We start from the raw sequence: 12,026 nt of genomic DNA, 5'->3' as shown, positions 1-12,026 counted from the left end.
TCCCGTATGTGCGGGACACCCCTCGGGCGACTTGCTTGCGTAACTCAAGCAATAGATTTATAGTTGCCTGAGTTAAGCAATGGAAGCAGGAACGCCCACTCGCCCGCTGCGGAAGGACCCCCGTGTTCGCCTCCTTCATCCGCTTCGTCGCCTTCGGCGGCGGCACCGGAGTCCTGTGCAGCCTCGCGGTCCCCCTGCTGGCGGAGTCGATGCCCTGGACCCTGGCGAACGCGCTGATCACGATCGCCTCGACCCTCCTGTGCACCGAGCTCCACGCCCGCTACACCTTCCGCACCGGCCGCCGCGCGGGCTGGCGCAGCCACTGGCAGTCGGCGGGCTCGGCGGCGGCGGCCTACGCGGCGACGAGTATCGCGGTCCTCACCCTCCACGCCCTCGTCCCGTCCCCCGGCCTGCTCACGGAACAGCTCGTCTACCTGACCGCCTCGGCCCTGGCGGGCATCGGCCGCTTCCTGATCCTCCGCCTGATGGTCTTCACCACCCCCGAACCCGCGCGCACACCGGCCCCGGGCCGCTACGGCTCCCTGGTCCCGGTCACGGGGTGACGGGCCGGGGGGTCAGGTCCTGCGTGCCGATCACCGAGAGCAGGCTCAGCTGGGTCGCGCCCTCCGTGCCGGGTGGGGCGGTGAACCACAGCAGGCGCTGGCGGCCGTCCTCGCTGAACAGGCTGTGGCAGTCCAGCTCGATGACGCCCAGGGCGGGATGGACGATGCGTTTGTGGTCGGTGCGGCGGAGGGCGACGTCGTGGGTGTCCCAGAGCGTGCTGAACTCCTCGCTGCGCCGCCGCAGTACGGCCACCATCCGGCGCACCTCCGGGTCGCCGCCGCGCCGGGCCGCGACCGCCTGGAGGTCGGCGACGAAGACCCGGGAGTGGTGGGGGTGGTCCTCGGGCGGATACAGGCTCCGGGCCCCGGGGTCGGTGAACCAGCGGTGGACGAGGCTCGCCTCGGGGCCGCGCGGGGCCGGGGCCCGGCCGACGAGTGCGGCGGCCAGCGGATTCTGTACGAGGGTCTCGTGCAGGTCGGTGATGACCTGGGCGGGTGTGGTGGTGAGCTGGTCGAGGAGGCCGAGCAGGCCGGGCTGGACATGCGCGGTGGGACCGTGCGCCCCCGGCGGAACGGGCCGGTCGGCGAGGTGGAACAGATGGTCGCGTTCGTCGCCGTTCAGCCGCAGCGCCCGGGCCAGCGCGGCCAGCACCTGGGCCGAGGGCTGCGCGCCGCGTCCGCGTTCCAGCTCGGTGTAGTAGTCCGCCGAGAGCCCGGCCAGCTGGGCGACCTCCTCGCGCCGCAGACCGGGCACCCGGCGCCGCGGGCCGACGGGCAGTCCGACGTCCGGCGGGCGGATCCGCTCGCGCCGGGACCTGAGGTACGCGGCAAGTCCGGAATGGTTCACGCCTCCATCGTCCCGGCACCGGCGGGCGCGAACCAGGGGACGGTGACCCCAGGGTGCGCACAGCCCTGGCTCGGGCGGCCGCACCGCACCACGCTGGAGCCCCACCCGCTTCCCGCCCCCCGTAACGCAAGGAGAACCACCATGCCGTTCGCGAACTTCAAGATCCCCGCCGGGACCCTCGACGAGAAGCAGAAGGAGACCCTCGTCACCCGCACCACCGAGCTGTACGTCGAGATCTACGGCGAACGCGCCCGGGCCACCACCCTGGTCCTGGTCGAGGAGGTCGCCGACGGCGGCTGGGGCATCGGCGGCACCGTGCTGACGTCGGCCATGCTCCAGGAGCCCGCCGAGGACTGACACCCGGCGCTCGCCGGCCAGGCCCTAGGCCTGCGCGCCGCGCAACGCCTCCGCCAGCAGGGACAGCAGGTCGTCGACCACCGGGTGGCGGACGCCCGGTCTGCTCACGGCGAGGATCTCGCGGTGGAGCGGTGCGGCCTCGGGCGGGAGCGCGACGCGTTCCACCCGGGGCCGGTCGCCCTCGCCGCCGAGGAGGGTCGCCGGGATCAGGCCCACCGCCAGGCCCGCGCCGATCATGGCCAGCATGCTGTGCAGGTCCTCGGTCTCCAGGGTCACCTCGGGCGAGATGCCCAGCTCACCGGCCCAGCGGTGGAGCAGACGGCGGTCGGGGCTGCGGGCGTGGCCCGAGGTCCATTCCATCGTGAGGCAGTCCGCCAGTGCCCACGGGCTGGCGTCCGGGCGGGGGCCCGCGACGAGGACCAGGGGCTCGTGGCCGACGGAGGTGACGTTCCAGTCGGCGGACCGGGCCGGCGGGTCCTCGGGCAGATAGCGGTAGGCGATGAGCAGGTCGAGGTCTCCCGAGCTGACCCGCGGCAGCCCCTCGTGCGTCTCCACGATCACCAGACGGATCCGGGCGCCCCGGCGGCGGGGGCGGAGCGCGGCCAGCACCCCGGGGAGCAGATGGCTCATCGCGCTGGGGTAGGCGCCGACGCGGAGTTCGGCGACGTCCCGGTCCGCGATGCGGACGGCGGCGTCCTGGAACCGCGCGGTCGCCTCGAACAGCGTCCCCGCCGCCCGCGCGAGCGAGCGCCCGGCCGCCGTCAGGATCAGCCGGCTGCCCGGACGGCGGACCAGCAGCTCCACGCCCAGGTCCCGCTCCAGCGCGGCGATGTGCTGCGACACGGCGGAGGGGACGTAACCGAGGGCCGCCGCGGCCTCCGCCATGGAGCCGCGGTCCACCACGGCGAGGAAGGTGGCCAGGAGCTTCAGATCCGGCTGGCGGTTCATGAACCGTGAACTCTCCCTTCGCGATCCGTCGCTTTACGTGTCCGAGGACCGGCTGTCAGAGTCTAGGAAGTCCACGTCCGGAAAGTCCGCGTCCGGAAGCCCGCCGTCTGCCGAAAGCCGAGGCCATGGCCATCGACCTGACCGCCCTTCGGGCCCACTTCCCCTCCCTCGACGGGGGTCTCGCCTTCTTCGACGGTCCGGGCGGCACCCAGACGCCCCGCCCCGTCGCCGACGCCATCGCCGCGACCCTGACCGGCCCCCTGTCCAACCGGGGCACCGTCAGCCCGTCCGAGCTGAACGCCGAGCGCGCCGTCACGGAGTTCCGCGCCGCCTGCGCCGACCTGCTCGCCGTACCCGCGAACGGCATCGTGCACGGCCGCAGCGCCACCCAGCTCACCTACGACTTCTCCCGCCACCTGGCCAAGGACTGGCGGGCCGGTGACGAGATCGTCCTCAGCCGGCTGGACCACGACTGCAACGTCCGCCCCTGGGTCCAGGCCGCCGAGCGCGCCGGGGTCACCGTCCGCTGGATCGAGATCGACGCCGGGACGGCGGAGCTGGACCTCGGCTCGCTGGAGCGGGCGCTGTCCTCCCGGACCCGGCTGGTCGCGGTCACGGCGGCCTCGAACGTGCTGGGCACCAAGCCCCCCGTCCGCCGGATCGCCGACCTCGCGCACGAGGCCGGCGCCCTGGTGTACGTCGACGGCGTGCACTACGCCGCGCACCACCTGGTGGACGTCCCCGCGCTCGGCGCCGACCTGTTCGTCTGCTCGCCGTACAAGTTCCTCGGACCGCACTGCGGGGTGCTCGCGGGTTCGCCCGAGTTCCTGGAGACCCTCCGTCCGGACAAGCTCCTGCCCTCCCCCGACACCGTCCCGGAGCGCTTCGAGTTCGGCACCCTGCCCTACGAGATCCTCGCGGGCGCCACCGCCGCCGTGGACTTCCTCGCCGCGCTCGACCCCGGCCCGGGCACCACGCGCCGGGAGCGGCTCACGCACGCGCTGGACTCCCTGCACGCGCACGAGGGGGTGCTGCGCACCCGGCTGGAGGACGGGCTGCGCGCCCTGGGCGACGCCGTCACCGTGCACTCGGTCGCGGCCGACCGCACCCCGACCCTCCTGATGACCCTCCAAGGCCGCGACGCCCGCGAGGCCCAGGTCCACCTGGCGGAGCGGGGCGTCCTCGCCCCCGCCGGCTCGTTCTACGCGTACGAGCCCTTCACCGCGCTGAAGCTCCGGGACCCGGCCCTGCGGATCGGCCTGGCGCCCTACAACACCGCCGAGGAGACGGACCGCTTCCTCGACGGACTCGCCTCCTTCCTCACCGGGGCCTGACCCGCTCCCTCACCGGGACCCGACCCGGCCGCACGACGGTCCCGGCCCCCCGCCGTCACCAGGGCACGACCCCGTCGTCGTCGTGCGACAGGCCGGTGGGGCCGTCGTCGGGCAGTGCCGCCAGCCGGACGGCGATCGCCGCGCCCTGCTCGGGGGTCGCCGTGCCGCTGAAGCCGTTGAGGTCGGTGGCCACATAGCCGGGGCAGGCGGCGTTGACCAGGATGCCGGCGCCGCTCAGCTCCTTGGCGTACTGGAGGGTGACGGCGTTGAGGAAGGTCTTCGTCGGCGCGTAGGCCCCGCTGATCCCGCCGAGGTCCACGCCGGGCGTGCTCTGGAGGGTCAGTGAGGCGACGTGGCTGGACTGGTTGACGATCCGCGGGTGCGCCGAGCGGCGCAGCAGCGGCAGCATCGCGTTGGTGACCCGGACGACCCCGAGGACGTTGGTCTCCACCAGCCGCCGTACCGTCCCCATGTCGAGGGCCGACGGCTCCTGCGGCCAACCGCCCGCGACCCCGGCGTTGTTGACCAGCACGTCGAGCCGTCCCGCCCGCTCCTCGATCAGCCGTGCCGCGGCGGTCACGCTGTCGTCGTCGGTCACGTCCAGGGGTACGGCGAACGCGTCGGCGCCCGCCGCCCGCAGCTTCGCCACGGCGTCCGCCCCGCGGCGGGCGTCCCGGGCACCGACCCCGACGCTCCAGCCCCGTCCGCCGAGCCCGGCGGCGATCTCGTACCCGATGCCCTTGTTCGCGCCGGTGACCAGCGCGATCGTCTTCTCGCTCATGACAGCGAGCATGGCCGCGCGGCGGCCGGGCACCAACACCGTCCCGGTACGGCAGCGATGCCCGCACGGCATCGGTCGGGCGGGCGCCCCGTTCGCCGTGCCGGTGGCGCGGCTACCGTGCGGGCATGGAGATACGCGAGCTGCGGTACTTCGTCGCCCTCGCCGAGGAACTGCACTTCGGCCGGGCCGCCGAGCGTTTGGAGATGGCCCAGCCGCCGCTGTCGCGCGCGCTCGCCCGGCTCGAACGGCGGCTCGGGGTGGCCCTGTTGGAGCGCACCAGCCGCAGGGTCACGCTCACCGAGGCCGGAGCGGTCCTGCTGGCCGAGGCGCGCGCGATCCTCGCCGCGGTGGCGGCGGCCGAGCGGCGCACCCGGCAGGCCGCGCGTCCGCACCCCCGTCTGGTCCTCGCCGTGAAATCCGGCACCGGCGGCGCGCTGCTGGCCGGACTGCTCGACGCCTACCGCGCGGAACCCGGTGCGGCCACGGTGGATCTGCTGCTCTGCGAGGCGCACCAGCCGCAGAAGGCGCTGCGGGAGGGGCGGGCCGATGTGGCCCTGCTGCATCTGCCGTTCGACTCGGCGGCCGGATGCGACACCGAGGTCCTGTGCACCGAGGGGCAGGTGGCGATCCTGCCCGCCGCCCACCCCCTGGCCGGCCGCTCCGGGATCCGGGCGGCCGAGGTCGCCGCGCTGCCGGACCTCCCGATGGCCCGCTGGCCCGGACCCGACGGCTGCTACCCGGAGGGGCCGGGGGCGGAGGTGCGGAACCTGACCCAGCTCTTCCAGCTGATCGCGCTCGGCCGGACCACGGTGGTCGTGCCCGAGTCCGCCGGCGCCGATCTGCGCCGGGACCTCGTCGCCGTACCCGTGGTGGACGCGGCCCCCGTGACCACGGTGATCGCCTGGCCGCCGCAGAGCCGGCTGCGGGCGGCCGCCGACCTGGTCCGGGTGGCGACCGGCCTCTGACCGGCCGCCGGCCCTCTTGGCTCACGGCGGCACCGGCCCTCAGGCCCCCTCCACCGCCGCCTCCGCGTGCGTCACGAAGTCGCTCACCAGGCGTTCGAAGAGCGCGGCCAGCCGGTGCAGGTCCGCCGGCTCCCAGTCGGCCAGGGCCGCCTCCATGCCGCGCAGGCCCGCCGCGCGGATGCGGCGGACGGCGGTACGGCCGGAGTCGGTGAGGCGGATGAGCTGGGCCCGGCGGTCCTCCGGGTCGGGGACCCGCGTCACATGGCCGGCCTGCTCCAGGTGCCGGAGCTGCCGGGTGACATGGGAGGCCTCCACGGAGAGGCGGACGGCGAGGACGCCGGGGCGCAGCATCTCGTCCTCGGCGAGGTGGCGCAGGATCGCCACGGCGGCCCGGTCGAGGGGGAATCCGGCGAGGGACATCAGCCGCTCGTGCTGGCGGGCGCGTCCGGCCAGATACGTGATGCGGGTCAGGGACTGCTCGATCGCGATCACGTCGGTGGAGACCGGGGGCGGGGCGGGGGACGGTGGTATCGGCATCAGCCCACCGTACAGATACTTGCCTAACTCAAGCAAGATCCCATCTATTGCTTGACTTAAGTAACCTTCAGATGATTGCCTGACTCAAGCAATAAACAGTCCCCTCCCCAGGAGCCTCCGTGCGCCACGTCACCGTCACCCCCAGCGGCTGAACCGCCGCGACAGGACCCCACCCCCATGAGCTCCCCGCCGTCCCGGACCCCCGCACCGGTCGTCCTCCGCCCCCGCCCCACCGACGCCCTGCTCGCCGCCGCGCTCTTCGCCTGCTCCTTCCCGGGCAGCGTGATCACCTTCCCCGGCCGGGAACCCGCCGTCCCCTGGTGGCCCGGTGTCCTCCTCGCCGCCGTCGCCTGCGCCGCGCTGGTCATGCGCCGTACGCATCCGCGCCGCACCGTCCTCGTCACCCTCGGCTGCGCGGTGGCCGCGTCCGCGCTCGGCCATCTGCTGACCGTGCTGCTGCTGGCGCCCCTGATGCTCGCCCTGTACTCGCTGGCCGCCGCCACCGACCGCCGGACCGCGAACACCTTCACCCTCGCCGCCGTAGCGCTGCTGATCGGCACCGGACTGCTCGCCGGGCCGCCCGGCGAACCCCTGGTCCTCAAGCTGCTCGGGCCCGCAGCCTGGCTGCTGCTGCCGACCTCGCTCGGCACCGTGAACCGGCTGCGCGCCGCCTGTCTGGACGCCGTACAGGCCCGGGCCGAGCACGCCGAGCGGACCCGGGAGGAGGAGGCGCGGCGCCGGGTCACGGAGGAGCGGATGCGGATCGCCCGCGATCTGCACGACGTCGTCGCCCACCATCTCGTCCTGGCCAACCTCCAGGCGGGCGCCGTGGCCCGGCAGCTGCCCGCGCGGCCGCGGGAGGCCGCCCGGCTCACCGCCGAGCTGACCGGCACCACCGCCTCCGCGCTGCGCGAACTCAAGGCGACGGTCGGCCTGTTGCGGGAGGCGGATGCGGACCCCGGACCCCTCCCGGCCGCCGCGCCCACCCCGGGTCTCGCCCAGCTCCCGCAGCTCGCGGCCTCCTTCCGGGGCGCCGGGCTCATGGTCACCGTGCGCACCGAGGGCGAGCCCCGCCCGCTCACCGCCGGCGCCGACCTCACGGCGTACCGGATCGCGCAGGAGGCCCTGACCAACGTCACCAAGCACGCGGCCACCGGCACGGCGGACGTCCGGCTCGTCTACGCCGACGACCGGGTGGTCGTCACGGTGACCGACGGCGGAGGGAACCGGCCGACCGCGGGCGGCAACGGCTACGGGCTCATCGGGATGCGGGAGCGGGCCCGTTCGGCGGGCGGACGCGTACGAGCGGGACACCGGGTCGGCGGCGGCTTCGAAGTGGTCGCCGAACTGCCCCTGGACGAAGGGAGAACGAGCGAGTCCCACCCCGTGTGACACGGGATGGGACTCGTCATCGGAGCGCCGGGCAGGCCTTGCACCTGCATTTCCCCGCAGGAAGCGGGGCGTCTTTCCTTGGACCACCAACGCAGAGGTCGTTCACCGTTTTTGTTTCCCGGTGACCGGCTCAAGATCAACCTTACAGCATTTCCTGAGCGCCTGCGACCGCTCGTGATCACGCCCGATCAGGCGACGTCCTCCACCTTCAGGTCCGGCCCCACGACCACCGTGACCACGCCCGCCGTCGCCGAGGCGTCCTGCACCGCGCGGGCGTCCGGGATCCGCGAGGCGAGCGCGGCGGCCTGGCGTTCCAGTCCCGCCGGGTAGGTGACCGTGGTCTTCGTGACCGTCGCGGGCGCGTTGCCGGTACCGGCGAGGCTGTAGCCGGCCTCGGTGAGCCGCTCGGCCACGGCCGCCGCCCGGCCGCCGACGCCGGTGCCGTTGAGGACCTGGAACTTCACCGAGGACGCGTACACCACGTCCTTCTTCGCGGCCTCCACCTGCGCCTTGGTGACCTCCTTGTCCTGGGCCAGGGAGGTGAACAGGTCGGCGGCCTGCGGGTACTGCCAGACGACGTTCGCCTTGTCGGAGGGCTGGTCGGCCTCCCGCCCGTAGTTGGGCACGGTGACGAAGGCCAGCCGGTCGCTGTCGATGCCCTTCAGCTCGTTCGCCAGCCCGTACAGCGGCTCGATGCCGGCCAGTTCGGTGTCGGCGGTGAGGGACTTGGTGACGGACTGGAGGAAGCCGTACATCGCGTCGGCGTCCGTGAGCTTGGACTTGGCCTTCTTCGCCATGGCGTCCATGAACTCCTGCTGGCGGCCGATACGGCCGATGTCGGAGCCGTCGCCCACGCTGTAGCGGGTGCGGACGTAACCGAGGGCCTTCTCGCCCTTGATCGTCTGGCAGCCCGCCTCCAGGTCCAGATGGGCCTTCTCGTCGTGGATGGCCGCCTCGGGACAGACCTCGATGCCCTCCAGCGCGTCGACCATGCCCTTGAAGCCGGAGAAGTCGATCGACATGAAGTGGTCGATGCGCAGACCGGTGTTGGCCTCGATGGTCTTGATGCTGCACGCGGCGGCCCCGGCGACCTCGCCGCCGCTGCCGCCGATCGCGAACGCCTCGTTGATCTTGAAGTGGTGGGGGGAGGACGTGCCTCCGTCGCCCTTCTCGCAGGAAGGTATCTCCACCCAGGAATCACGCGGGAAGGAGACCACCGACGCCCACTTACGGTCGGCGGGGATGTGCAGCACCATCAGCGTGTCCGACTGCATGGTGGTCAGGTCCTTGCCGTACTTGGCGTTGGCGCCGTCCCGGCTGTCGGACCCCACGAGCAGGATGTTCTTCGAGCCCGGGCTGAGGTTCTCGGGCCGGTCCCCGCCGAGCTTGTCGTCGACGTCGGCCCGCCCGATGTTGTTGTTGAGATCCTGGTAGATCCAGGCGCCGACGCCGCCGACGGCGAGGACGACCACCGCGGTCACCCCGCCGCCCCAGGCGACGATCCGGCCACGGCGGGTCAGCCTCGTACCGCCGCCGCCTCTGCTCCCCCGGCCGGCCGATCCCGTCGGAGCGTGTCCACGCCTTCTCGATCCGCTCATCGGCGCCCGTCCCTCCGCATCGGCTGTTCCACCCCGTACACCGTGCTCGGGCCGCCGGCGTGGTCACCGCCGAACGCCGGAACACTACACGCAGGTAGGAATACGTCCGACGAGCACAGACGTCTCAGGAGACTCACACAGCGGCCCAACGGTTGCCCTGTTGCGCAGATCAGACGGTTCGTCGGCTCGGCGGGGGCGGTTCCGTTCCGGCCTCAGCCGAACATGCCCGGCCGGTAGTCGCCCGCCGGCTGCTGGACGACGACGTTGAGGCGGTTGTAGGCGTTGATCAGGGCGATCAGGGAGACGAGGGCGGCGAGCTGGTCCTCGTCGTAGTGCTTGGCCGCGTTCTCCCAGGCCGCGTCCGTGACGCCGCCCGCCGCGTCGGCGATCCGGGTGCCCTGCTCGGTCAGCTCCAGGGCGGCCCGCTCGGCCTCGGTGAAGACCTTGGCCTCCCGCCAGGCCGCGACCAGGTACAGGCGCTGGGCGGTCTCGCCGGCGTGGGCGGCGTCCTTGTTGTGCATGTCGGTGCAGAAGCCGCAGCCGTTGATCTGGCTGGCGCGGATCTTCACCAGCTCCTGGGTCGCCGCCGGCAGGGTGGAGTCGGCGATCACCTTGCCGGCCGAGTTGATGTACCGGGTGAACTTGCCGGCGACCGGGTTGGCGAAGAGGTTGAGGCGCGCGTCCATGGTGGTCTCCTCGTGAGCTTGCTCTCGGCTGGTTACACCTCTCTGACGGAACGGCCCGGACGAGTGTGACCGATCTGAAGGTGACCTGCGTCACCACATGGCAGAGGCGGTGGCGGGGGCCCGTCCGGACCGCCCGCCACCGCCCCCGGGCGATCTACGGCGCGTTGATCAGGTCGTACGGCGGGACCTTCACCGTGCGGTGCCCGGGCGTACCGCCCAGGACGACCTTGCGGTAGGAGACGTTGTTGTTGACGTTGGTCTCCTTCAGGCGCTTGGCCGGGTTGGCGACCACCTGGATGTAGTACGTCCCGTTCGCCAGGTCGGTGATGTCGAAGGACTGACCCGGACGGTACTGGGTGTACGTGTCACCGGAGCCGACGTCGAGGACCTCGCGGACGGAGATGGAGCTCTTCTGGCCGCAGGCCGTGGACAGATCGGTGTTGTACGGGTGCCAGTTGGCGTTCTTCACCGTGTAGTCGACCGCGTCGGTGTTGGCGAGGCAGAAGGCCTCCTTGCCGCTCTTGACGATGTCGGTCTTGTCGGCGGAGAGCAGGTGGTAGCTGGCGAAGTCGGTGAAGTGCCAGTGCTCGTGGCCGATCCGCGGGTCCCACTCCATGGTGCCGGCGGGGGTGTAGCCGATCTGCTTGCCCCGGGCGTCGTAGAAGTACTGGTACGAGTCCATCAGGTCGGCGCCCGGCTTGCGGAAGCCGTCCACGACGAGCGGCGCGGGGCCGGCGTTCCAGACGTTGGCGCTGAAGGCGAGGTAGTCGCGGCCGGCGGCGTCGCCGTCCTCGCCGTCGGTGATCGCGATGTCCCAGGCGGGCAGCGACCGCAGGTCCGGCTTGGGCGCGTTGGCCGGGACGGCCGCGCGTCCGCTCGGCCGCTTGCTGTTGGCCTTCAGCGCGGGCGCGATGCGCGAGCCGTCGGTGTGACCGGCGCCGTCGCCGAGGTGGTGGGCGAGACCGCGGTCCTCCAGGGCGTGCGAGAGCGCGGAGGGCACGGGCGCGTCGGCGCCGCGCGGCCCGTAGTGGTGCCCGCCACCGGCCATGGCGCCGTGATCCATGCCGGCCATGCCGCTGTGGTCCATCCCCGCCATGTCGTGGGACATGGACCCGCGGGTCAGCCCGGCCCCGCCGCCACCGCCCCCGTCGCTGTTCTGCCGGACGGTCACCTTGATGGTCGGCGCGTCGTTGGGGATGCCGAAGAGATCCCGGTACTTCTTCGCGATCGACACCTTGGCCGTGTACTCACCGGGCGCCAGGTCCACCGGGTGGTCGTAGTCCTGGGTGGTGGTGTTGGCCGCCCAGCCCTTCTCCACACCCCACACCGAACCCAGCGTGAACGGGTTGGTGGGGCAGCTCTCCGGATAGTGCGAGGTGGCGGGCGCGTCGGGACGCAGCCGGCCCGAGGCGTTGTTCGGACAGAACGTGCTCTTCATCTTCTTCACCTCCGTCCCGGCGCTGTTCTTGACGGAGATCTCCAGGAAGTCCGGCAGCCCCTTGAAGTCCTTGACGAGCCCGGCGGGCAGCTTCTTCGTCGTCACGTGCGACCCGTTGCGCAGGATCTGCTGCACGACCACCGGGTCCTTGTACGACTTGCGCGTGGTCTTGAACTCCAGCGGCGCGTTGTCGACGGTCAGATAGGTGCCGAGGTCGAAGTCGAGCTGGAAACCCCCGTCCCACTCGTACCGGTCGAGCGTCACCGCGTTCGACGCGGCGATCAGCTTCAGCTTCGGCTTCCCTGCCGTGCTCTGCGGCGCCGCACCGGCACCGGGGGCGGCCCCGGCGACGGCGACGACGGTGAGCGCGGCCCCGGCGGCGAACGCGCCGCGCTTGAGGCCCTTGCGGTGTTGCGATCTGGTCATCGGTTCCTCGTCTGCGAGTGCCACGGTCGATGGCATCGGACAGGCCAGCCCACAGTCCCCGGCCCGGACACACTCACGGGCACACCCCACGCACCCACGGGCCGAGGACTGTGAGCACCCTGTGAGAGAGGTAAAGGACCGGTCAGGGTTGCTT

At 72.5% G+C, this 12,026-nt stretch carries 12 protein-coding genes; 5 read left to right on the top strand and 7 right to left on the bottom strand.

The genetic code is table 11. From position 1 onward, the window contains the following. Positions 1-122 precede the first annotated feature (122 nt). Positions 123-563, top strand: coding sequence for a GtrA family protein (locus ABZ490_RS11895; protein ID WP_358988142.1), 441 nt, complete (start codon positions 123-125; stop codon positions 561-563). Here ABZ490_RS11895 and ABZ490_RS11890 read toward each other — a convergent pair. Beyond that, positions 553-1,410, bottom strand: a complete 858-nt coding sequence (locus ABZ490_RS11890; RefSeq protein ID WP_358988140.1) for a helix-turn-helix transcriptional regulator — start codon at positions 1,408-1,410, stop codon at positions 553-555. The genes ABZ490_RS11895 and ABZ490_RS11890 overlap by 11 nt on opposite strands. Before the next feature lie 141 nt (positions 1,411-1,551). Here ABZ490_RS11890 and ABZ490_RS11885 point away from each other — a divergent pair, with 141 nt between their 5' ends. Next, positions 1,552-1,767 carry a 4-oxalocrotonate tautomerase family protein gene (locus ABZ490_RS11885; RefSeq protein ID WP_358988137.1) on the top strand — a complete coding sequence of 72 codons (216 nt, stop codon included), beginning with the start codon at positions 1,552-1,554 and terminating at the stop codon, positions 1,765-1,767. Positions 1,768-1,791: 24 nt separating this feature from the next. On the opposite strand, the gene ABZ490_RS11880 is transcribed toward ABZ490_RS11885, so the two are convergent. Further along, on the bottom strand, positions 1,792-2,715 hold the full coding sequence (locus tag ABZ490_RS11880) for a LysR family transcriptional regulator (RefSeq protein ID WP_358988135.1): 924 nt from the start codon (positions 2,713-2,715) through the stop codon (positions 1,792-1,794). A 125-nt stretch (positions 2,716-2,840) separates the two neighbouring features. Here ABZ490_RS11880 and ABZ490_RS11875 point away from each other — a divergent pair, with 125 nt between their 5' ends. Continuing rightward, positions 2,841-4,049: a cysteine desulfurase-like protein gene (locus ABZ490_RS11875; protein ID WP_358988132.1), complete on the top strand. Its 1,209-nt coding sequence runs from the start codon at positions 2,841-2,843 to the stop codon at positions 4,047-4,049. A gap of 55 nt (positions 4,050-4,104) precedes the next feature. On the opposite strand, the gene ABZ490_RS11870 is transcribed toward ABZ490_RS11875, so the two are convergent. Next, positions 4,105-4,842 (bottom strand): SDR family NAD(P)-dependent oxidoreductase, encoded by a 738-nt coding sequence (locus ABZ490_RS11870; RefSeq protein WP_358988521.1) that lies wholly within the window; start codon positions 4,840-4,842, stop codon positions 4,105-4,107. 113 nt (positions 4,843-4,955) lie between these two features. Between ABZ490_RS11870 and ABZ490_RS11865 the strand changes: the two genes are divergently transcribed. Next, entirely contained in the window at positions 4,956-5,795 is an 840-nt protein-coding gene (locus tag ABZ490_RS11865) for a LysR family transcriptional regulator (RefSeq protein WP_358988129.1), read from the top strand. Between the two features lie 39 nt (positions 5,796-5,834). On the opposite strand, the gene ABZ490_RS11860 is transcribed toward ABZ490_RS11865, so the two are convergent. Beyond that, complete coding sequence (locus ABZ490_RS11860; RefSeq protein ID WP_358988126.1) at positions 5,835-6,332, bottom strand: MarR family transcriptional regulator; 498 nt, start codon at positions 6,330-6,332, stop codon at positions 5,835-5,837. A gap of 177 nt (positions 6,333-6,509) precedes the next feature. Between ABZ490_RS11860 and ABZ490_RS11855 the strand changes: the two genes are divergently transcribed. Further along, positions 6,510-7,724: a sensor histidine kinase gene (locus ABZ490_RS11855; RefSeq protein ID WP_358988123.1), complete on the top strand. Its 1,215-nt coding sequence runs from the start codon at positions 6,510-6,512 to the stop codon at positions 7,722-7,724. 188 nt (positions 7,725-7,912) lie between these two features. On the opposite strand, the gene ABZ490_RS11850 is transcribed toward ABZ490_RS11855, so the two are convergent. The 3 genes from ABZ490_RS11850 to ABZ490_RS11840 form a co-directional block, all read right to left on the bottom strand. Further along, positions 7,913-9,322, bottom strand: a complete 1,410-nt coding sequence (locus ABZ490_RS11850; protein WP_358988119.1) for an LCP family protein — start codon at positions 9,320-9,322, stop codon at positions 7,913-7,915. 212 nt (positions 9,323-9,534) lie between these two features. Then, complete coding sequence (locus ABZ490_RS11845; RefSeq protein ID WP_358988116.1) at positions 9,535-10,008, bottom strand: carboxymuconolactone decarboxylase family protein; 474 nt, start codon at positions 10,006-10,008, stop codon at positions 9,535-9,537. A 154-nt stretch (positions 10,009-10,162) separates the two neighbouring features. Then, on the bottom strand, positions 10,163-11,872 hold the full coding sequence (locus ABZ490_RS11840) for a lysyl oxidase family protein (RefSeq protein WP_358988113.1): 1,710 nt from the start codon (positions 11,870-11,872) through the stop codon (positions 10,163-10,165). Positions 11,873-12,026 lie beyond the last annotated feature (154 nt).

The sequence above is a fragment of the Streptomyces sp. NPDC005811 genome, assembly GCF_040630405.1.
Taxonomy (GTDB): Bacteria; Actinomycetota; Actinomycetes; order Streptomycetales; family Streptomycetaceae; genus Streptomyces.
The sequence above is the reverse complement of the archived record's forward strand: the minus strand, read 5'-3'. Positions and strand labels throughout refer to the sequence as shown.